The sequence below is a fragment of the Microbulbifer mixtoriginis (SeqCode) genome (assembly GCF_052467515.1).
In genome coordinates, this window is the sequence record NZ_CP174314.1 from 4,659,778 (window position 1) to 4,681,182 (window position 21,405).

The 21,405-nt window shown below is 53.9% G+C and carries 22 protein-coding genes; 15 read left to right on the forward strand and 7 right to left on the reverse strand.

The genetic code is table 11. The features are described 5' to 3' along the window. Nucleotides 1-20: 20 nt before the first annotated feature. Entirely contained in the window at nt 21-1,229 is a 1,209-nt protein-coding gene (coaBC, locus tag ACJJIT_RS20120; protein WP_444899479.1) for a bifunctional phosphopantothenoylcysteine decarboxylase/phosphopantothenate--cysteine ligase CoaBC, read from the reverse strand. Between the two features lie 150 nt (nt 1,230-1,379). Here coaBC and radC point away from each other — a divergent pair, with 150 nt between their 5' ends. The 7 genes from radC (at nt 1,380) to ACJJIT_RS20155 (ending at nt 6,159) form a co-directional block, all read left to right on the forward strand. Continuing rightward, nucleotides 1,380-2,054: a RadC family protein gene (gene radC, locus ACJJIT_RS20125; protein WP_444899480.1), complete on the forward strand. Its 675-nt coding sequence runs from the start codon at nt 1,380-1,382 to the stop codon at nt 2,052-2,054. A 227-nt stretch (nt 2,055-2,281) separates the two neighbouring features. Next, a complete protein-coding gene (gene rpmB / locus ACJJIT_RS20130; RefSeq protein ID WP_020413982.1) occupies nt 2,282-2,518 on the forward strand; it encodes a 50S ribosomal protein L28 in 237 nt (78 codons plus the stop codon). 36 nt (nt 2,519-2,554) lie between these two features. Next, nucleotides 2,555-2,710 (forward strand): 50S ribosomal protein L33, encoded by a 156-nt coding sequence (rpmG, locus tag ACJJIT_RS20135; RefSeq protein WP_020413983.1) that lies wholly within the window; start codon nt 2,555-2,557, stop codon nt 2,708-2,710. Between the two features lie 87 nt (nt 2,711-2,797). Further along, complete coding sequence (gene mutM / locus ACJJIT_RS20140; protein WP_252083876.1) at nt 2,798-3,613, forward strand: bifunctional DNA-formamidopyrimidine glycosylase/DNA-(apurinic or apyrimidinic site) lyase; 816 nt, start codon at nt 2,798-2,800, stop codon at nt 3,611-3,613. A 73-nt stretch (nt 3,614-3,686) separates the two neighbouring features. Further along, nucleotides 3,687-3,845, forward strand: coding sequence for a DUF5993 family protein (locus tag ACJJIT_RS20145; RefSeq protein WP_252083875.1), 159 nt, complete (start codon nt 3,687-3,689; stop codon nt 3,843-3,845). 13 nt (nt 3,846-3,858) lie between these two features. Further along, on the forward strand, nt 3,859-4,398 hold the full coding sequence (locus ACJJIT_RS20150) for a disulfide bond formation protein B (protein ID WP_252083874.1): 540 nt from the start codon (nt 3,859-3,861) through the stop codon (nt 4,396-4,398). Between the two features lie 81 nt (nt 4,399-4,479). Further along, the gene (locus tag ACJJIT_RS20155; RefSeq protein ID WP_444899481.1) at nt 4,480-6,159 is read left to right on the forward strand and encodes an amidohydrolase; all 1,680 of its coding nucleotides are present in this window, start codon (nt 4,480-4,482) and stop codon (nt 6,157-6,159) included. Nucleotides 6,160-6,181: 22 nt separating this feature from the next. On the opposite strand, the gene ACJJIT_RS20160 is transcribed toward ACJJIT_RS20155, so the two are convergent. The 4 genes from ACJJIT_RS20160 to rsmD all read right to left on the reverse strand — a co-directional run bounded on the left by ACJJIT_RS20160 (nt 6,182) and on the right by rsmD (nt 10,929). Next, a complete protein-coding gene (locus ACJJIT_RS20160) occupies nt 6,182-7,819 on the reverse strand; it encodes an NAD-dependent malic enzyme (RefSeq protein ID WP_444899482.1) in 1,638 nt (545 codons plus the stop codon). A gap of 156 nt (nt 7,820-7,975) precedes the next feature. Beyond that, nucleotides 7,976-9,694, reverse strand: a complete 1,719-nt coding sequence (ggt, locus tag ACJJIT_RS20165; protein ID WP_444899483.1) for a gamma-glutamyltransferase — start codon at nt 9,692-9,694, stop codon at nt 7,976-7,978. Between the two features lie 62 nt (nt 9,695-9,756). Continuing rightward, nucleotides 9,757-10,233 carry a pantetheine-phosphate adenylyltransferase gene (gene coaD / locus ACJJIT_RS20170; protein ID WP_444899484.1) on the reverse strand — a complete coding sequence of 159 codons (477 nt, stop codon included), beginning with the start codon at nt 10,231-10,233 and terminating at the stop codon, nt 9,757-9,759. 96 nt (nt 10,234-10,329) lie between these two features. Then, a complete protein-coding gene (gene rsmD, locus ACJJIT_RS20175) occupies nt 10,330-10,929 on the reverse strand; it encodes a 16S rRNA (guanine(966)-N(2))-methyltransferase RsmD (protein ID WP_444899485.1) in 600 nt (199 codons plus the stop codon). Between the two features lie 268 nt (nt 10,930-11,197). Between rsmD and ftsY the strand changes: the two genes are divergently transcribed. From ftsY to trmB, 6 genes are all read left to right on the forward strand, one after another. Next, nucleotides 11,198-12,340: a signal recognition particle-docking protein FtsY gene (gene ftsY / locus ACJJIT_RS20180; protein WP_444900937.1), complete on the forward strand. Its 1,143-nt coding sequence runs from the start codon at nt 11,198-11,200 to the stop codon at nt 12,338-12,340. Between the two features lie 40 nt (nt 12,341-12,380). Further along, a complete protein-coding gene (gene ftsE, locus ACJJIT_RS20185; protein WP_252083868.1) occupies nt 12,381-13,067 on the forward strand; it encodes a cell division ATP-binding protein FtsE in 687 nt (228 codons plus the stop codon). Next, a complete protein-coding gene (gene ftsX / locus ACJJIT_RS20190) occupies nt 13,048-14,064 on the forward strand; it encodes a permease-like cell division protein FtsX (RefSeq protein ID WP_444899486.1) in 1,017 nt (338 codons plus the stop codon). Before ftsE ends, ftsX begins: the two co-directional genes overlap by 20 nt. 237 nt (nt 14,065-14,301) lie before the next feature. After that, the gene (gene rpoH, locus ACJJIT_RS20195; RefSeq protein ID WP_252083866.1) at nt 14,302-15,156 is read left to right on the forward strand and encodes an RNA polymerase sigma factor RpoH; all 855 of its coding nucleotides are present in this window, start codon (nt 14,302-14,304) and stop codon (nt 15,154-15,156) included. Nucleotides 15,157-15,259: 103 nt separating this feature from the next. Further along, on the forward strand, nt 15,260-15,637 hold the full coding sequence (locus ACJJIT_RS20200) for a DUF423 domain-containing protein (protein WP_444883187.1): 378 nt from the start codon (nt 15,260-15,262) through the stop codon (nt 15,635-15,637). 63 nt (nt 15,638-15,700) lie between these two features. Continuing rightward, nucleotides 15,701-16,492, forward strand: coding sequence for a tRNA (guanosine(46)-N7)-methyltransferase TrmB (gene trmB / locus ACJJIT_RS20205; RefSeq protein WP_444899487.1), 792 nt, complete (start codon nt 15,701-15,703; stop codon nt 16,490-16,492). 90 nt (nt 16,493-16,582) lie between these two features. Here the strand turns inward: trmB and ACJJIT_RS20210 are convergent, their stop codons facing one another. Next, entirely contained in the window at nt 16,583-17,587 is a 1,005-nt protein-coding gene (locus ACJJIT_RS20210; protein WP_444899488.1) for a hypothetical protein, read from the reverse strand. Nucleotides 17,588-17,789: 202 nt separating this feature from the next. Here ACJJIT_RS20210 and ACJJIT_RS20215 point away from each other — a divergent pair, with 202 nt between their 5' ends. Then, a complete protein-coding gene (locus ACJJIT_RS20215) occupies nt 17,790-18,686 on the forward strand; it encodes an outer membrane beta-barrel protein (RefSeq protein WP_252083862.1) in 897 nt (298 codons plus the stop codon). Between the two features lie 88 nt (nt 18,687-18,774). Here the strand turns inward: ACJJIT_RS20215 and ACJJIT_RS20220 are convergent, their stop codons facing one another. After that, entirely contained in the window at nt 18,775-20,691 is a 1,917-nt protein-coding gene (locus ACJJIT_RS20220; RefSeq protein ID WP_444899489.1) for an ATP-binding cassette domain-containing protein, read from the reverse strand. Between the two features lie 109 nt (nt 20,692-20,800). Between ACJJIT_RS20220 and ACJJIT_RS20225 the strand changes: the two genes are divergently transcribed. Then, nucleotides 20,801-21,301, forward strand: a complete 501-nt coding sequence (locus tag ACJJIT_RS20225; RefSeq protein WP_444899490.1) for a TIGR02444 family protein — start codon at nt 20,801-20,803, stop codon at nt 21,299-21,301. The last annotated feature ends 104 nt before the right edge of the window (nt 21,302-21,405 follow it).

Sequence of the window (21,405 nt, forward strand, 5' to 3'; positions counted from 1 at the left end):
ATTTTCCTGCCTGTTGATCTTTATTTCTGCGCTTTGACGGCAATAATTTCTATTAACTGTCGCGCTAGGTCGGCCTTTAGAGCCTCGGGCAGTTGTGTATTGCCGTGGCGATCTATCACCGTGACGGCATTGCGGTCACTATTGAAGCCGGTTTCACTGCCACTGACGTCGTTGGCGATAATCATATCGAGGTTTTTCCGTTGCAGTTTGCTTTGCGCATACTGTTCGACTTGCTGTGTCTCAGCGGCAAAGCCCACGGTAAAGGGGCGTCGCTCGCTGCGCGCGGCGATGCCGGCGACGATATCCGGGTTTTTAACCAGGGTAATAGCGCTCTCGTCGCAGCCCTCGCGTTTCTTGATTTTTTGTTCCGCCACCGAGGCGGGGCGAAAATCGGCAACAGCGGCAGCGCTGATAAAAATATCGCAGAGGTCGGCCGCACGCTCGGCGGCATCGCGCATATCCCGCGCATCGATGACATCGACGCGCTTCACATGTGCGGGAGTGGCCAAATTTATCGGCCCGGCGATCAGTGTGACCTCGGCGCCGGCCTTCCGGGCGGCCTCGGCCAGGGCGAACCCCATCTTGCCGGAGCTGTGGTTGCTCAGGTAGCGTACCGGGTCCAGGGCCTCGCGGGTTGGGCCGGCGGTAATCGCCACGCGCTTGCCGCGCAGACAGTCGCTAGAGCCGAACTGTGACTCGGCCTGCAGGGCCAAGTCAGCGGGCTCCAGCATGCGGCCGGGTCCCACGTCACCACAGGCCTGGCTGCCAGCCGCCGGTCCCCACAGCTGTACCCCACGGTCACGCAGGGTTTTGGCATTGGCAGCGGTGGCTGGGTGGCGCCACATGGCCTGATTCATGGCGGGGGCCAGGGCCACTGGTGCTTCGCTGGCGAGACACAAGGTGGTGAGCAGGTCGTCGGCCATGCCACAGGCCAGTTTTGCCATCATCTGGGCACTGGCGGGGGCAATCAGGATCAGGTCGGCCCACTTGGCCAGCTCGATATGCCCCATGGCGGCTTCAGCGGCTGGGTCCAGCAGATCGGTGTGTACAGGGTTGCCGGATAGGGCTTGGAAAGTCAGCGGCTGCACAAACTCGCGCGCGCCGGCGCTCATTACCACTCTCACCTGGGCACCGCGTTCTTTTAGGCGGCGTACCAGGTCGGCGCTCTTGTAAGCGGCAATACCGCCACTGATTCCCAAAAGTATGCGTTTATCGGCCAGTGAGGACATAGATACAGTTTCCGAATATATGCGAGCGGGTTAGATTAGCATTTCTGCGTCTGGACTTATAAGGCGCAGAATAGACGCGAAAATCGTGCTTGTGGTGAGTTGGGGAGAGAGTTCACAAAAAAAGACAGTCAGGGAAGGCGAGAAACGATTATGAAGATCAAGGATTGGCCGGCGGCTGAGAGGCCCAGGGAGAAGCTGTTGGCGCAGGGTGCCGCGGCGCTGTCGGATGCAGAGTTGTTGGCGATATTTTTGCGGGTGGGGCTGCCGGGCGTTTCCGCAGTGGATTTGGCGCGGGGCCTGCTCAGTGAGTTTGGCGGCTTGCGTGCCCTGTTGGAGGCAGGTAGGGAGCAGTTTTGTCGCGCCCGCGGATTGGGGGATGCCAAGTTTGTACAGCTGCAAGCGGCTCTGGAGATAGCGCGACGACACCTGGCAGAAACGGTGCGGAAGGGCAGTGCTTTGTGCAGTCCGGCGGCAGTGCGAGACTACCTGGCTATGCAGTTGCGCCATCGCTGCCGCGAGGTCTTTTGCTGCCTTTTCCTGGATACCCAGCACCGTGTTATCAGTTTTGAGGAATTGTTCGAGGGCACTCTGAATGCCGCCAGTGTTTATCCCCGTGAGGTGGTGCAGGCTGCTTTACAGCGGGGTGCGGCGGCAGTGATTCTGGCGCACAATCACCCTTCGGGCATTTGTGAGCCTAGCCAGGCAGATATCTGGATTACCGAGCGTTTGGTACAGGCCCTGGAGCTTGTGGATATCAAGGTGCTGGATCATCTGATAGTGGGCGAGGGCCAGGCCCTATCCTTTGCGGAGCAGGGGCTGCTGTAGGCACTGCAATTGAGAAGCTGCGATTGGCGCAGAAGTACTGTACAAAACTTGCTCCCTACGGGCTCTTTTGGTATAAAACGCCGCTCTTTGCGGCCGGGCCAGATTCTGCACAGGTTCCGCCGCCATCCAGGAACCGGATTAGAATCCCGATTTTTATGTTCCCGCACACCCTTTTCCTCTTCAGGATTGGCGCCATGCGGGCACAAGCGTTTTGAAGAGGCCAACAGATGTCCAAGGTATGTCAGGTAACCGGTAAGCGTCCGGTAACCGGAAACAATGTATCCCACGCTAAGAACCGCACCAAGCGTCGCTTCGTGCCGAACCTGCACAGCCACCGTTTCTGGGTTGAGTCCGAGAAGCGTTTTGTGAAACTGCGTGTTTCCGCAAAAGGCATGCGCGTTATCGATAAGAAAGGTATCGACGCTGTCCTGACTGAGCTGCGCGCCCGCGGCGAAAAAGTATAATTAGCTGTATTCAGCTAACTGATTGGAGATTGAGCAATGCGTGAGAAGATTCGTCTGAATTCCAGCGCCGGTACTGGCCACTTCTACACCACTACCAAGAACAAGCGCAACATGCCTGAGAAAATGGAGATCAAAAAGTACGATCCCGTTGTTCGCAAGCACGTTATGTACAAAGAAGGCAAAATCAAGTAATTGCCTTCCGCGTACTCGCAGAAGAGCCCGGTTCTTGCCGGGCTTTTTTGTGTCCGCTCCTCGGCTACAGCCATCGTGAGATGAGAAATGCCTGAACTCCCAGAAGTAGAAACCACCTGCCGTGGCCTCGCTCCCTATCTAGAGGGACAGTGGGTGCGATCGGTTGTGGTACGACAGGCGCGACTGCGCTGGCCTGTAGACCCGGACTTCGCCAAGCACATTAAAAATGCCCGTATTCTGAAGCTGGAGCGTCGCGCCAAATACTTACTGGTGCATACAGATAAGGGATGTGCCATCTGGCATTTGGGGATGTCTGGAAGCCTGCGCCTGGTCGAGCAGGAAGAATCCCCTGAGAAGCACGACCATATCGACTGGCGACTCGATAGTGGCCTGACCCTGCGCTACAGGGATCCACGCCGGTTTGGCGCTCTTCTGTGGACCGCAGCAGACCCCCTGGTCCACGATCTACTCAGTCATTTAGGGCCAGAGCCGCTGTCGGAGAGTTTTAGTGGTGACTACCTGTTCGCCGCTTCCCGCAAGCGTAAACAGTCGGTGAAAACGTTCATAATGGATGGGCGTATCGTGGTGGGGGTGGGGAATATTTATGCCAGTGAATCGCTATTCCTGGCAGGTATCCGCCCGGATCGTGAAGCGGGCTCTATTTCAAAAGCCCGCTATCTGCGCCTTGCAGAGGCGATCAAAAAGGTATTGAGTCGTGCCATTGCCCAAGGTGGCACTACCCTGCGGGACTTTATCGGTGGTGATGGCAAGCCGGGATATTTCGCCCAGGAACTCAATGTCTACGGCCGCGCGGGAGCACCTTGCCCCAGTTGTGGGAGTCCGGTGCGGGATATGGTTCTGGGCCAGCGCAGTACCTTCTTTTGCACTCGTTGCCAGCGTTGAGCTTACTTTGCGCTAGGGCATTGGCGGGAATTTACTACTAATATCAGAGTATTGCTGTCTGTGGAGATGGCCCGTGGTATTGGTACTGCCTTTTCTCACCGTTCTGATTGCAGCCTGGTATATATGGAAGCGCCGCCAGCGCGCGGCCACCCTGTGGTGGTTGTTGACTATGGTGATTTACATCATCTGGTTGATTTATCACTCGAACACAACGCTGGACCTCTCCTTCTAGCCGGGGTGCCGCTATGGTGTATATGGTCCGAAGGCTCGATGCCCTGGCTCTTCTCGGCCTCTCTGCGGTTCTCTGGGCGGCTTTTATCATCGAGCTTTACGAGCACCAACTGCCCTGCCCCATCTGCCTGCTTCAGCGTGTAGCCTTTACCATGGCTGGCTTGGGCTTGCTGATGAACCTGCGATTTGGTGTACGTCCCGCTCACTACGGAATTGTTATCCTCTCGAGTATTGCCGGGCTGGCTGCTGCCGGGCGCCAGGTGTTGTTGCATATTCTGCCCAATAACCCCGGATTTGGAGAGCCCTTTCTCGGCTTGCATCTCTATACCTGGGCGGCCGTGGCTTTTTTTGGGCTGCTTACTTATTGCGGGGTCGCAATGATGTTGGGCTTCTTGCGGCGCAACCTGTCACCGCGTCGATTCACCTTTCCCGAGAAATTTATCGCGGTGCTGTTTCTCACTATTGCCATGGCGAACCTGGCCAGCACCCTATTGGAGTGCGGGCTAGGCCCCTGTACGAGAGGCTCTTTCGGCTATCACTGGCTGTGGCCTTGAGAGAATCGTTGAATTACTAGTCTCGCTGAATTTTTTCACAGTGGAAAATTGAGGGGATAGGGCAAATCCGTGGGAAGCTATATGCGTTTATTCAGTTTGCTATCGGTTCTTTTGCTCCTCTCCTGTGATCCTCTAGAAAAGAGCGTAGGCTCCATTCCCACCGCCAATCCCACCCCAAGCAAGCCCGCTCAGTTAATTATCCGCAACGCCACTATTTATACCGCGGATAAAGCCCGATCTATTGCTGCGGCGATGGCAATCAGGGATGGGCGAATTGTCTTTGTCGGCACTGAGGCAGGTGTTGAGGCTTATATTGGCGGGGATACTGAAATTGTAGATCTGAATGGTAAGCTGGTTTTACCTGGCTTTTTCCAAAGGGCAAAAATTCGGGGGGCGGCATCCAGAATCAACTTATTTTCTGGAGGCTCCATTGAAGATTACCGTTTTGCGGTAGCGCGTTATATTCGAGAGAATCCGCAACAGCAAGTGATTGTGGGTGATGGTTGGAATTTGCAGGCATTTTCTGTTGAGCCTCCGCACAAAGGGATTCTCGATCAAATTAATGACCTGATCCCGATTATTTTATTTTCTTCAGACCGAAACAATATCTGGACAAATTCAGAAGGTCTGGCTGCCGCAGGAATTAATAACGATAGTGTGAATCCTCCTAATGGATTTATAGAAAAAAACGAACACGGCATTGCTACTGGTTGGTTGCGGGGTCCTGGCGCTGTCGCACTAATAGAGAAATTGATCCCGCAGGACATAAACGGAGATTACCGAAAAGACTTGCTCAGTATGCAAGATTTAGCGGTTAGTAATGGTGTGACAAGTCTCTATGATTCCGTTGTTGTATTAAAAGATGAGGAAGGTCAAAAGCGTTATTTTGATCAAATATCCGAAATTGAACCCATGGGTTTTCGCGTGCTGGCCTCAATGGCGGTTAGTACAGATTTTGCCGACAAAGATTTTAGTTCGTTGCAGCAAAAGGTTAGTCAAATAACAATCGATGACTTTAGGCTGATTTCGATAAGTTATATTGGATGGTTACCAGAAAATTTAAGGGTATGGATCACTACTGAACCAATCTCAAGAACTACTGGTTCGCTTAAAGAGGTTATTAGTTTGGCGCAAAGGGCGAACGCTCACCAATTTCCCATACAGATTTTGGTTTCTGGAGGAGAGGAAACTGATAAAGCTTTAAATATACTGGAAAATTTGGAGGGGGGCGACACCAAAATACGCAATGCAATTGTTAATGCTTCTTTAGATAAAGAGTCCACTCTGGATCAGCTTTCCCAGATGCATAGTGCCGTATTTGTACAGCCAAAAAATATTTTCCTCTTGTATAGCGGCCGAGAAGGTTCAACTGGGGGTGGAGTTTTAGAGGGTGGAGAAAAATATATTCCCATGAGTGTCTCTTTATTATCTTCTGACCCCTCTCAGATTCGTGGCATGGTGGATCCAATGGCGGTTATTTATCGGGGATTAAATCTAGGAATTTCTATTGATGACCTGGTTGAGGCTTTTACAATTAATGCTGCCTATTCTGGAGGCTTGGAAAAGGAAACGGGCAGTATCGAAAAGGGTAAGTGGGCTGATTTTATTGTTTTAGATAGAAATATATTTAATGTTTCTAAAAGTCAGGTTGATGAAGCCAAAGTGATAAAGACTTTTTATAAGGGGCGCTCGGTATTTGACCGGAAATCTTTAAGAAATTCAGACAATGAACCAAGATCAATACAACTAGACACCTTCTGACCTTTGTTGCATTGGGTTAAATTCAAATATAAGAAAGATATTCAGCTTTATAAGTATGTTTTTCTATAAATTCTAAAAAATCTTTTGGCGGCTCCAGTGTGCTGAGCCCAAGTTCAAAGATTTTCTTGCTGACTTTTGCGGCTGTATTTTGGGATATTTCTAAAATTTTTGATTGTGGCGGAAACAGACAGCCCTGCTGCAGCAGATCTTGACCAACTTGCTCAGCAACTCCACGGGCGGCCTCAATAAATAGTGAATCGGGCACACGTTTAGCACTTGTTGCATAAATTGCCATTGCTACCGCGGGGAAGATATATAAATTATTCGCTTGGCCTGGCAAATAGGTTTTTCCATGCAGTGTGACCTTGGGGAATTGTACGCCGGCGGCATAGATGGCTCGGCCCTGGCTCCAACTGTAGGCCTGCTCCGCACTGCATTCGGCATGTTCGGTTGGGTTGGACAGAGCAAAAATAATGGGTCGCGGGTTGTGTGCGGCCATAGTTTCCACGACTTCCTGGGTAAATAATTGACCAACAGTACTGACGCCAATCAAGGTGGTTGGCTTGTGAGTTTTTATGGCCTCCAATAATTGTGAAGTTGGGGATTGGTCGTGTGCGTAGGGGCGCTGGAAGTCGAAAAGGTCTTCACGACTTTTTACCAGCAGTCCCTTTTCATCGAACATAATAATGCGGGCTTGGGCCTCTTCCTTACAGAGCCCTTCATTGACCAGTTCACTCACAAATAAATCTGCAAGCCCTATGCCGGCAGAGCCGGCACCGGCGAAGAAGATTTTTTCATCCTTTAACGAGCCCTGTTTGATTTTCAGGGCGTTGATCATGCCGGCCAGGGCAATACCCGCAGTGCCTTGGATATCATCGTTATAGCAGCAGGCCCTGTCTCGATATCGTTGCAGCAGGTGGACGGCGTCACTACCGGTCCAGTCCTCAAAGTGCAGGCAGCAATGTGGATAGCGCTGCTGGATAGTGTCCACAAATTCATCCACAAAACGGTAAAGCGTCTCGGTATCCGGGCGTTTACGACGCAGGCCTACATAGAGTGGGTCTGCGAGTACTTGTTCATTATCGGTGCCGGCATCTAAAAAGAGTGGCAGTAAATGTTCTGGCGGTACGCCCCCGGCGGCGGTGTAAAGCTGCAGTTTACCAATGGGGATACCCATGCCATTCGCGCCGATATCCCCGAGCCCCAGAATTCGTCCGCCATTGGTGACACAAATAAATCGAATGTCCCGGTCCGGCCAGTGAGACAGGGAGTCGGCGATACTGCCCTTCTGTGCAATAGACAGATAGACACCCCTGACCCTGCGCATGATATGGCTGAACTTGGTACAGGCTTCACCGATAGTGGGGTCGTAAATGATCGGAAGGAAGCGCACCGGATCAGATATCACCACTCGGTAAAAGAGCGTCTCGTTGGTATCCAGTAGACCGGTCAGGTAGACAAATCGATCGATATCCGAATGTTTGTGGCTCAGCTGCATCATCACCCGCTCTACCTGGGTTTCGATGGTTTCCAGAGCATAGGGGATCAGGCCGTTAAGGCCAAACTTGTTGCGTTCCGCTTCTGTAAAAGCAGTGCCCTTATTGGTGCTGGGGTCGTGCAGGAGTTCGATGCCAGTGGCATCTACTTTGCGGTGGTCCAAGAGGGGCCCTCCAGTTGCGTTTTGGCTTACGCTAGTTAGGAGGAAGTATGGACCACTCTAAAGAAGGGGCACGCTATCCGGAAAGCTGGTTTATGAATGGCAGCTTTCTAGGGGGGATGGTTTTGAGGAGGCATGCAATATGCCTCCTCCAGAAAATCAGTGCCCTAGCGCACTACCTTCCCGGCGGGGGTCGGCACCGCCGTGGAGTGTATTGTTTTTTACCGCGATTGCATGAATGCCGCTGTTGAGATCGCGCTCGACGACCTCGTGCCCGCGTGCCCTGAGTTTATTGATGGTTTCCTGGCTAAAGAAACCGGGTTCAAGTTCAACACGCCGCCCGATAGCGCCAATGTTGCCGGCTGCGATGGCATCGGCAATCGGCATATTCAGCCCCAGGTGGTAGAGAATGGTGCGGGCGGTGTAGTCGATAATACGTGACCCCCCGGGTGAGCCCACCAGTAGGCGCAGGCTGCCATCTTTATTAAATACCACCGTTGGCGACATGGAAGAGCGAGGTCGCTTGCCGGCCTGGATACGATTCGCCACCAACTGCCCTTCGGCCGTTTTTGGGGTAAAGGAAAAATCGGTCAACTGGTTATTCAGCAGAAAACCCTTTACCAGCAGGCGAGAGCCAAAGCCCGTTTCGATGCTGCTGGTCATGCTGACGCCATTGCCGTAGCGATCTACAACGACCAAATGGCTGGTGTTGGGCATCTCAGGTGATTGGGCCGTGAGGCGCTTTGTCGCCCCAGTATTCGGATTGCCGGGCTTGGCTATGCTGGCGCTGTCAGGGTCAATTAGGGTCGCACGTTCGCTCAAGTAAGCGGGGGATACCAAAGCCTTACTGGGCACTTTGATAAAATCTGAGTCGGCCGAATAGGTGTTGCGATCGGCAAAGGCCAGTTCTGAGGCTTCGATAAACAAATGGGTGAGCAGGTCGTCCCCGGCTTCCATTTCAGCGATGGGAAAAGCTTGCAGCATGCCCAAAATGCCGCCCACGGTGGTGCCGCCCGATGAGGGGGCATCCGCACCACAGATCTGGTATTCGAGAAAAGCGGAACAGAGAGGCTGGCGCAGTTTGGCCCGATAATTGGCCATATCCTCAAGGTTGAGCAGACCGGGGTTTTCAATGTCGCCGCGAACGGCCTTGACGACCGCCTCGGCGATCTCTCCTTTATAAAAAGCGTCCGCACCATCGCTGGCAATCATGCGCAGGGTGCGGGCATATTCCGGATTCTTCAGCCGGTGGCCCACCGGCAGGGGCCTGCCGTCGCTGTCAAAGAAATAACTGGCGATCGCCGGTCTTGCATCTACATGGGGTAGCCTGCTCAACAATTTGTGCAGACGCGGAGAGACTTCAAAGCCGCTTTCGGCTAGCTGGATGGCTGGCTGGAATAAAACTTCCCATGGCAGTTTGCCATCGCGCTGGTGCGCCATTTCCAACATGCGGATGACGCCAGGGACACCCACGGAGTAGCCGCCAATAACCGCCTGCATAAATGAACGCGGTCTACCGTCGTGCATAAAGTAGTTTTCATCCACCTCTGCCGGAGCGGTTTCCCGGCCATCGTAATAGCGCAGCTGTTTATCTTTGGCGTCGTAGCTCAGCATAAAGGCGCCACCGCCAATACCTGATGACTGGGGCTCCACCAACCCGAGCACCAACTGAGCGGTGATGGCTGCATCCACGGCACTACCGCCCTGCGCGAGGATTTGTTCGGCGGCGCGACTCGCGTGGGGGTTGGCGGTCACCGCCATATAGGATTTGGCCGTGGCAGACTTGATGGCACTGCGGCCGGTATCGACTTCCGGTTGCGGCTCATCGGCCATGGCCGGAGATAGAACAAGGGCGAGAGCGAGGAGAATGTGACGCACGAAACACTCCGCGGATTGTGGAAAAATCCGCTCGAGTGTATCAGAAATAACCAATTCGGGAGTTAGCGGAATTTCTCTTCCAGTGCCGCTTGTACAGCACTTGGAACAAATTTTGCGACATCTCCACCGAGAGAGGCAATTTCTCTAACCAAAGAGGAAGAAATATAGGACAAATGTTCTGCTGGGGTCAGGAACAGGCTTTCCATATTCGGCGCCAGTTGGCGGTTCATATTAGCCAGCTGAAACTCGTATTCGAAGTCGGATACTGCGCGCAGGCCGCGTAGAACCCCATAGGCATCCACCTGGCGCACCAGGTCAGCCAGCAGGATATCGAAGCCGATGACTTCCACATTGGGCAGGTGGCCGAGTACGCGCTGGGAGAGCTCCACTCGCTCATCCAGTGTAAATAAAGGATTCTTTCGATTACTGGCGGCTACGGCCACGATGACGTGGTCAAACAGGCGACAGGCCCGCTCCACCAAATCGAGATGACCATTGGTGATTGGGTCGAAAGTTCCGGGGTAGACAACTTTTTTCATACGCCAAGGATAAATGCGGGCTGAAAGGGATGCGAATGGTAAACAATTTACGGCTAAGGCTCAAAACCGAATGCGTTAACCTGACCCGCTGACCAGTCAGTGTTCAGTGGTTGCATCGGAGTTATTACGAAACAGTCGCATACAGACCTGACCAGCGCGCTTTTCCTTGATTAACGACCAGTCGTTCGCAGCAGAAATAACAATGTCTCGGGGTGTCTCGATATAAATCAGAGCACCTTCTGAGAGCCTGCCAGTGAGAGCGCCGAGACTCTCCTGCCACAAATCGTCTGCAAAGGGCGGATCGATAAAGACAATATCGTAAGGCTTGCCACCACCGACCAAAAAATCTGCTGCCCGGCAGTTATGCACCTCGCCATCTGTGGCTTCGAGTAGCTGGAGTTGCTGGTTTAGGGTGCGTGCAGCCTGGGGATTCAGTTCGACGAAATCCACTGAGGCCGCGCCACGGGATAGAGATTCCAGACCCAGGGCGCCGGAGCCGGCGAAGAGGTCGAGGCATTGTGCGCCAGGTAGGTGAAACTGCAACCAGTTGAACAGGGTTTCGCGCAGGCGATCGCCGGTAGGCCTCAATCCCTCAACCGGGGCAAATTGCAATTTGCGCCCGCGCCACTGCCCTCCGATGATGCGCAATTGGGAAAGGGGCTGTGTGCTTTGCTTGCGCGATGAACTTCTGGCCAAGGTAACTCTCTACTGGGGGCTTAGCGATGCTAAGATTAGCGTCTTTCTGCAAGCGGTACACCCGGATAAACGAATGATCTTTGATTTCCTGCGCAAAAAGAAAAAGCGCAAGCCCGAACAAAGCGAGCCCCAAGGGGAGCAGGCCGAAGCGGTTGGCTCACCAGAGGAGGCCCCGGCGGAAGAGTGGCAGGAGCCATCTGTCACCGATAAAGAGCCCGCTGCACCCCAGGAGGCCGCTGCCGAGTCAGCAGAGGCGCCCGCTCCAGAGATGGAACAAGCGACTGCTGATGTGCAGGAACCTTCCACAGAAGCTGTTGAGCCGTCGCCCGCTAGTACAGCCAATGCGCAGCCCGAAATTCCGTCTAGCCCTGAATCTGAGTTGCCAGCCGATACTACAGCAGCAGCGTCAGAACCGGCTCCTCGGGTTCAGGAGCCAGCGCCCAAGCCCACCCCCGTGCAGGAAAAACCCGTAGCGAAAAAGAAAGAGGGTTTCTTTGCACGTATTCGCCGCGGGCTCAGCCGCACCAGCAATCAGTTTGTCGAGGGCATGGGCAACCTGTTCCTCGGAGCCAAAGAAATCGATGAAGATCTGTTGGAAGAGCTGGAAACCCAGCTGCTGATGGCAGATGTGGGTGTCGAGGCCACCAGTGAAATTGTTGAGCGCCTCACTGAGCGCGTCTCGCGCCGCGAGCTGGCCGATGGGGATGCGCTCTATAAAGCGCTGCAGCAGGAGTTGGCAGAGCTGCTCGACAGTGTCGACGGGCCTTTAGTGTTGGATACCAGTAAAAAGCCCTATGTGATTTTGGTAGTCGGCGTTAACGGCGTTGGTAAGACCACCACTATCGGCAAGCTGGCGCACCGTTTCCTCGGCGAAGGCAAATCGGTAATGCTCGCCGCCGGCGACACTTTCCGCGCCGCTGCGGTAGAGCAGTTACAGGTTTGGGGGCAGCGCCACGATGTGCCGGTGGTGGCTCAGCATACCGGTGCGGACAGCGCCTCGGTAATTTTTGATGCTGTCCAGTCGGCCCAGGCCCGTGGTATTGATGTGGTGATCGCCGATACAGCCGGCCGCCTGCACACCAAGTCCAACCTGATGGAAGAGTTGACCAAGGTGCGCCGCGTAATGGGCAAGCTGGATCCCAGCGCTCCCCACGAGGTGCTATTGGTGCTGGATGCCGGCACCGGCCAGAATGCAATTAACCAGGCTGCGCAATTCCGTGAGGCGGCCGGTGTCACCGGCCTGGTACTCACTAAGCTTGACGGCACCGCCAAGGGTGGGGTGATCTTTGCCCTGGCGCGGCGTTTCGGTATTCCTGTGCGCTTTATCGGTGTGGGTGAACAGGCTGAGGATCTGCAGCCGTTCCGCGCGCGCGAATTTGTCTCGGCGCTGTTTGGCCGCGATACCGCTTGATCGCTACTAAACCCTCTTAGGGAATAACAAGAACAAAATCGTGATCACCTTTGACAATGTGAATAAGCGCTATGCATCGGGGCAGGACGCCCTGGTGCGTATCAGCTTGGAAGTCCCCCGCGGCGATATGGTGTTTCTCACCGGTCATTCAGGTGCGGGTAAGAGCACACTTTTGCGGCTGTTGACCGCCATCGAGCGCCCCACTAAAGGCTCGATTTTGGTCGCAGGGCAGAATCTCAACCGCCTGCGCAATAGCCAGATCCCCTATTACCGCCGCAACCTGGGTATCGTTTTTCAAAACCACCAGCTGCTGTTTGATCGCAGTGTGTTCGACAATATCGCTCTGCCACTGGCAGTGGCCGGCTGCAGCAAACGCGAAGTGGGCCGCCGGGTGCGTGCCGCTCTAGACAAGGTAGGCCTCCTGGACAAGGAGAAACATAATCCCATTACCCTGTCTGGAGGGGAGCAGCAGCGGGTGGGTATCGCCCGCGCAGTGGTGAACAAGCCGGCGATCCTGGTAGCGGATGAGCCTACAGGTAATCTGGACCCTCAGCTGTCACAGGAGATCATGCAACTGTTTTCCGACTTTAATGCTGTGGGCGTCACTGTATTGGTGGCAAGCCACGACCTGGAATTGATAGCGCGCATGCGCCGGCGGGTATTGACCCTGCAAGCCGGTCAGTTGATCTACGACGGAGTCCCGAGCCGTGAAGCACACCCAGTCTAGAGCCCAGCGCCCGGCGAGTAGTGGCATTGAAAAGCGCCCGCGTAGCAGTGGCGCGGTGGCTGCTCGCACCGGTATTTCGGATCGCTGGCAGTCCTGGCTCGACCACCATCGCCAGGTAGCGCGGGAATCCCTGCATCGTTTTTTCGCTACGCCCATGGCTAGTGCTATGACCGCCCTGGTGATCGCTATCGCCCTGGCCCTGCCCGCCGCTTTGCAACTTGGGTTGGCAAATTTTCAGCGCGCTGTGGCTGGCTGGGATGGCCAGCCGCAGATTTCAGTATTTCTCAATAAGAGAGCACAGAAAACGGCAGTAGACTCCTTCGCCGCCAAACTGCGCAGCGACCCGGCCATCGCAGAGGTGACTTATATTTCTCCGGAAGCGGCGCTGGCGGAATTCGAGCAGGCATCCGGGCTCGGCGACCTCCTGGTGGGGCTCGATGCCAACCCTCTGCCGGCAGTATTGCTGCTGCGCCCGCGAGATACCCATAACAGCGAAAAATTGCAGCGCATTGTGGATAACCTACAGGAGCACGCCCTGAGTGACTCGGTGGTGCTCGATCTGGCCTGGGTGCAGCGCCTAACCCAGCTGACGGAGCTGGGGCAACGGATGTCCGCAGGGCTCGCGCTGCTGTTGGCGCTGGGGGTTATCCTGGTGGTGGTCAATACGATTCGCCTGCACATTGAGAGCCGCCGAGAGGAAATCCTGGTGGTAAAGCTTGTGGGTGGCACAAACGCTTTTGTGCGCAGACCTTTCCTCTACAGTGGTCTCTGTTATGGGGCTTTTGGCGGACTGCTGGCATGGGCTCTGTTACTGGGGGCGGTGTTGCTATTGTCCGGGCCGATCTCAGGCCTCTCCTCCAGCTACGGCAGTAATTACAGCCTAGTGGGGCCCGGTTTCAGCTATTTTGTTGGCCTTATCGGTGGCGCTGCTTTGCTTGGGCTGCTGGGGGCCTGGCTGGCGGCGGGCCGTCACTTGCGCGAGATCGAACCCAGCTGAGACGAGTGTTTACACGCCTTGGTTTAGCCAAGAAGCGTAAAGCTGTAGCGAATTGGGGAACCTAGGTGGGATTTGGTCCCTCTAAACGGCTGCAATACAAGGGAATACGGCAGTTGGCGGCGGACTTTCTTAACCGCTCGTGCAAGTGCTACACTGAGTCCAGCCTGTTGCCGGATAAAGTGTCCGACGACAGCGGCCGCTGGAATCGGCCGACTAATAATGAGAGGAGAAACCTGAATGGGAACCAGCCTACAGCCAGTGCATACGCTGTCTCCGGGCGCCAACCTGGGAGCTTACATCCAGACCGTCAGCAGCTTCGATGTGCTGTCCGCGGAGGAAGAAAAGCGCCTGGCAGAAGACCTCTATTATCGCGAAGATATTAACGCGGCCCGCCAACTGGTCATGTCCCACCTGCGCTTTGTCGTACATATTGCCAAGTCTTATTCTGGCTATGGACTCAACCAGTCGGATCTGGTGCAGGAAGGCAATGTTGGTCTGATGAAGGCGGTTAAACGCTTTAACCCCGAGAAAGGGGTGCGTTTGGTCTCCTTTGCGGTGCACTGGATCAAAGCGGAAATTCACGAATTTATCCTGCGCAACTGGCGCATCGTGAAGATCGCTACCACCAAGGCACAGCGCAAGTTGTTCTTCAACCTGCGTGGTCAGAAGAAGAAACTGGCCTGGCTGAGCAACGATGAAGCCAAGGCGGTGGCTAAAGATTTGAATGTAGATGTCGCCCAGGTCCATGAGATGGAGGGCCGCCTTGCCGCTCATGATGCCGCATTTGATGCGGGGGTGGACGACGATGACGACACCGCCTGGCAAGCGCCGGCACACTACCTGGAAGACCGCAGTTATGATCCGGCAGCTCAGTTGGAGCGGGATAACTGGCAGGAAACCAGCTTCAACAGTCTGGCCAATGCTATGGAGCAGCTCGACGAGCGCAGCCGCGATATTATCCAGGCACGCTGGCTGAGCGAGGAGAAATCCACTCTGCACGAGTTGGCAGATAAATACGGAGTCTCCGCCGAACGTATCCGTCAGCTGGAGAAGAACGCCATGAAAAAAGTGCGTGCGGCTATGGAGGCCTGATAGCGCACTTTGGCAGTTCGGAAAAAACCGCGCAACAGCGCGGTTTTTTTATTTCTGCGATGCATGGACCCGCTTCGTCGGGCGCAAAAAAATGGGATAAGCCATGGCTAAAGTTTACCTTCTACTCGCCGCATTATTTGGCGCCAGTGGCGTTGCTCTCGGTGCCTTTGGCGCACACGGCCTGCGTGGCAAGGTCGCCGAGCCGCTATTGGAAGCCTACAAGACCGGTGTGCAGTACCAGATGATCCACGCCCTGGCGCTATTGGCTGTGGCGCTGCTGATACAGAATTGGGGAGAACGTCTGTCACTCACTCTGAGCGGCGCTTTCTTTATATTTGGCTTGGTGTTTTTTTCCGGTAGTCTCTACGCCCTTACCCTGGGTGGGCCGCGTTGGCTGGGGCCGATTACACCGATTGGTGGGTTATTGATGATCGCCGGCTGGGTGACACTGTTTATTGCCGCCGTGAATGCCCCCAAATAGCCGGGCTGTCGCCTATCAAAACCCGAATAAGAGAAAACCGTTTCGCATAAGAGGTCGCGAACAATGCAAGACGAATCCGCGGAAGAGTTTCCCTACCGCACCGAGTACAAGAAAAAATCTATCCGCAGCTACGTGATTCGTGCGGGGCGGATGACTGAGGGGCAGCGCCGCGCCTTTGATACTTACTGGGGAAAATATGGTCTGTCGCTCTTCGATGGCCCTCTGAATCCAGTTGAGGCATTTGGCCGTGAGGCTCCGCTTGTGTTGGAGATCGGTTTTGGTATGGGCGACTCACTGCTTGCCATGGCCCAGGCCGAACCGGATAAGAATTTTATTGGTATTGAGGTGCATCCTCCCGGTGTGGGTCGGCTGATTAACAATGCCGGTAAAGCCGGGGTTGAGAATCTCAAAATTTATATGGCCGATGCGGTGGATGTTTTGAATGACTGCATTGGGGATGGCATTCTGGACAGGTTCCAATTGTATTTTCCCGACCCCTGGCATAAGAAGAAGCACCATAAGCGCCGCATCGTGCAGCCGCAGTTTGTGCGCCTGATTTGCAGCAAGCTGAAAACCGGCGGTGTTATGCATATGGCTACGGACTGGCAGAATTATGCCGAGCATATGCTGGAAGTGTTGCAAGCGGAGTCGCTGCTGGAAAATACCTCCTCCAATGATGACTATGTCGAACGTCCAGAGTGGCGCCCGGAAACCAAGTTTGAGCGCCGCGGCCAGCGTCTTGGGCACGGTGTCTGGGACCTGGTGTACCGCCGCCTGCCCGGAGAAGCTCCTGCTCTGGCGCCGAGCGAAGAGACTGTTGAAAAGCCTTCCAAGCCGGCACCGGAGGTCGAATAACATCCAATTTGCCACTTGGAGAGTTTTAGCAATAAGCGCCGACTGTAAGTCGGCGTTCTCCCCCACCTGCGGCAGTACCCCACCCTTTCTTTAAACGTACAGCTGCCAGTTCTTCTTGAAAGATTCCCAGCGCTGTTTGTCTGCGGTGATACGAATATTTCTTACCGAGTTTTCGTTGTAGTACATCCAATCCGATAACACGATATTGTTTTGGCTGCCGGCATAGTAGCGCATACGGAAGCGGCGAATATATTGGTTGGGAATTGCCAGGAAGGCTACCTCACGACCGGGGGTGACGTTGGCGACCTCAACGCATTCATGTCCAGTTTTGTCGAACTCATAGACAAATCCGGCGATGGCTTTATCCACCCTGTCGGTTTGGTGCAGGTAGTAGTAACGCACCGGACAGTAAGTTTTGTTGTGCCAGGCAAAGCGCGCTACCACGTTGGGATCGTCAGTGCTGGATATCACCTGGCAGGAAGCGCCGCTACCGAGATGGGGGTCGTGGCGGTTGTTGTTATCCATTTTTGGAAAAAACCCCCCTGACTGCCACAGCATTTGTGGCGGCCGGGTATCCCCCCGGTACAGGCGCCCCGGTGTCATATGCAGGTTAAAACCTGAGCGGCTAAAACGATAACGATACAGATTGAAAGGGATGTCATTGTGGTTCTGAATATTGCCCACAGCCAAAGGTTCTGACAATGCGGCTTCACTAGCTTGGCGATACCAGCAATAGGCGCCGCCCAGCAATGTGGTAATGGCGTTTTGACGTCGCTGTATTCCATCCGAGGTGAGCTGTTGTATCGGGTTAGAGGGATTGAAGCCGGTCAACCAGGTATACATTGCCTCTATAAGGCTTTGGGATGTGTTGGATATGCGGGTGTAATCCAGAGTCTGGATCAGTGCAGCCTGAGTCACTAACTGATCAATTCGGGTTAGTCCATCTTTACTGCGGCTGTACTTCCAACTGCAGCGAGAATTCTGTTGAAAATCGGTGGCGTATTCTCGAATAGTTTTTGGTGGGCGGCACGAAGTTTGAATCAACTCTGGGCGAACCAGGTTTCTTACGTAGTTATCTATGTTTGGCGCCAGCATCGGTTAACTCTCCGCTGTTTATAAGTATATTTTTTATTTCCCGTCTATGATTTTCATATTGGGCGCGGCATTAAATAGTAGTTTTATTAAAAATGCAGAACAAATAACACAAAGATAATCGAATTAATTTGAATTTAAAGTAGTTAATCAAATTAATAAAAATTGAAAGGGGGATAGTTTTAAAAAGATTTCGGTGTCAGTAATGGGTAAATGCCATACTTCCATTTCAATCCTCTGCGGTGCTGTGTTGCTTTTTTCTGTCAGCAATGTTTCGGCCGATTTTGTCGGTACCCTCAATCTCTATGCCAATGGCGGCAAATACTGGTTTAACAGTGACCGTTTAAACGGAACTCCTTTTCACGGATTGACTTTGCAGGATACCACCGGTGGTGGTGGCGGCCTGGGATTTAATATGACCAACTACTGGGCGATGGAGGGGGTGGTCGATTACTTTATTGTTGGAGTGGATGATTTTCCCGAAAAACTCGAGATTTACAATTACCACCTGGACCTACTCTACCAATTTGGTGGGCAATTTTGTGGTGATTTTTGTTGGCAGCCATATGTGGCTTTTGGCGTTGGCGAGATGCGCATTAATTATGATAAAGCGCCGAAAAAACGTTACAGGAGATATTACACGGACGAGGATGGGATAGAACGTTACGACTGTAAATATCGGTATAAACACGGTTATAAATATCCTGACTGGCACCCCTACCGGAGATATCTGTGCAACTGGCACGATCGCCAAACCATGGTCAATCTCGGTCTGGGGATAAAATATAGCCTCGGTCCCCGCTGGCAGGCCCGTGCGGATGTGCGACTTTTTCAGGGGGTGGATCACGGTGGGTTGGATGGTTTTGCCAGCGTTGCGATTGGCTACCAGTGGATCGAGTACCCGGACTTTTGGTACGACGAGGATGCGGACGGGATTATCGATGCAACCGATCAGTGCCCACAGACCCCGGTAGGTGTGGATGTTGGCCCCGATGGCTGCCCCATGGATATCGACTTTGATGGCGTGCCGGCCTATATCGATCAGTGCCCGAATACACCGGTCGGTACCGCCGTGGATGAATATGGCTGTATTCGCAGATAGCTAATGCCTTTTTAAAGACTTCCGGGGTAGCTCCTGGAGGGCGGTGACGATGCCCTCCAGGAGCTACTTTGATAGGCAAACGGTCTAGTTACTCCCCGCGCAATTGTTCAAGTTGCTCGGAAATTTCCAGCCATTCCATTTCCAGAAGGTCGAGAGCTTCGCGATATTCGGTTTGCTCTTTATTGAGACGTGCAATTTCATCTTGCTGATCTCCCATGTAGAGTTGCTCATCGGCCAACTTGCCTTGAACTTTTTGAAGTTTTTCCTCTGTTGCGGCCATTTGCCGCTCAATATTTTTTAATTTATTGGTCAAGGGTTTTAGTTGTTCTCGCAGGGCGGCAGCGGCACGGCGTTGGGCCTTTTTATCTTCTGCAGGTTTTTCCTGATTATCACCGCTTTCTACTGATTTTTCCTCACGCCGCTTTTCCCGGTTAAAACCCAGTAGCCACTGTTTGTAGTCCTCGAGGTCACCGCTATAGGGTTCCGCACGACCATTTGCGACCAGAATAAATTCATCGGCGGTATTGGCGAGTAGATGGCGATCATGGGATACCAAAATAACCGCACCGGGGAACTCAGCCAGGGCCATGGTAAGAGCATGGCGCATTTCCAGGTCTAGGTGGTTGGTGGGCTCATCGAGCAGTAGTAGGTTGGGTTTTTGCCAGGCGAGGATCGCCAATGCCAGGCGGGCCTTCTCTCCACCAGAAAAGCCGGCTACGGTTTCAAAGACCCGGTCGCCAATAAAGCCGTATCCGCCGAGGAAGTCGCGCAGAGACTGCTCACTGGCCTCGGGACTCAGTCGTTGCAGGTGTAATAAAGGAGAGGCCTTTCCATCCAGAGCTTCGAGCTGGTGTTGGGCAAAATAGCCAATAGCCAGGTGTTCGCCACACTGGCGCTCACCGCTCTTGGGGGCAAGCTCGCCGGCAAGGGTTTTAATTAGCGATGACTTACCCGCGCCATTGGGACCGAGCAGGCCGATACGGCGGCCGGGCTGAATACCCAGCTGTACTTTCCTCACGACCACTTTGTCGGCATAGCCGATATCAGTTTCGCGCAGGTCGATCAGTGGATTGGAAGTTTTATCCGCAGATGGCAAGGTGAAGTGAAAGGGTGAGTCCACATGGGCTGGGGCGATTTGTGCCATGCGGTCCAGTGCCTTTAAACGACTCTGCGCCTGTTTGGCCTTGCTGGCTTTGGCACGAAAGCGTCGCACAAAGTCTTCCATGTGGGCGCGTTCGGATTGCTGTTTTTCGTATTGTATTTGTTGCTGGGCTAAGCGCTCGGCGCGTGTGCGTTCGAAGGCGCTGTAGTTGCCGCTATAAAGCACGAGTTTTTGCTGTTCAAAACTGACAATGCCATCAACCACTGCATCGAGGAAATCGCGATCATGGGAAATAATTAACAGGGTGCCGGGGAAACGCTGTAACCACTGTTCCAGCCAGAGGGTCGCGTCTAGATCCAGGTGGTTGGTGGGTTCGTCCAGCAGCATCAAATCCGCGGGGCACATCAATGCTCTAGCCAAATTGAGGCGAATGCGCCAGCCACCGGAAAAGCTGCGCACCGGGCGCTGTTGTTCCGCGTGCGCAAAACCCAGGCCGTCGAGTAACTGTGCGGCACGCGCGGGCCCGCTATAGCCGTCGATGCTGGCCATACGCTCGTGCAGCTCGGCCAGTTTGTGGCCATCGGATTCCCCGCTGGTTTCAGCCTTTTTGAGCTGGTCTTGCAGGTTGCGCAGTTCCCGATCGCCGTCGAGTACATAGTCGAGGGCCGACTGATCGCTAGCCTCCACTTCCTGGGCCATATGGGCAATTCGCCAGCCGCCGGGGATATCCACCTGTCCAGCGTCGCTTTCCAGTTGACCCAGTAGCAACTTAAACAGTGTTGACTTACCACAGCCATTCGCGCCGATAATTCCCACCTTGTGGCCGGGGAATATACGGCAGTCTGCACCGTTTAGCAGGTCGCGCTCGCCTCGATGCAGGGAGACACCTTGCAAATTAATCACTGGAAAAAACCTCTTATGAACAGGCCGATGAATGCTAGGCTATTCGACGTATTTGTACGTATTCGCCGCCGCTTGAGCGCGCCGAACCGCAAAGGGCCTGGATTTTAACGTGACAGATAGCACACCTCCATCCTCTTCCAAGGAAAACCCACTGTGGCAGTTCAGTCTGGACTTCTATCGTCATCAAGGGGTTGAAGACTTCTTGCTCGACTGCCAGGACACGAAAGGGGCCGACGTGTGTTTAATGCTTTGGGCTAGCTATGCAGTGGTTTGTGGACACCAGTTGAGTGAGGAGGGGTGGCGTGTGGCTGATCGCGGTTTGGCACCGCGTCGTAGAATGATTATCAGTGTGCGCCACCTGCGTCGCTTACTGGGGCGCTTTCGCCCTCATACAGTGCGTGTGTACGAAATGTGTAAGCGTTATGAATTGAAATTGGAACGCTTGCAGCTGGCGGCACTTTGGAAAATTTGCCTGGAGGCATGGCCGGGAGATAAGCCTGCGCTACAGCTTGCGGGGCAGCAATATGGGCTTTTACAAAAAGATCAGGTTCACTGGGCAGGTCTGATTGAGAGTTTTATGGCTTCGGTCGAAAATCTGGATGCCGTCTGAATTTTTCAGGCAGCGGCTTTAGCAAACACAGTGTGCTGCCAATAAAATTGGAAGGTTTCTACCTACTACCAATCCCATACTTCCAATAAATTACACCGTAATGG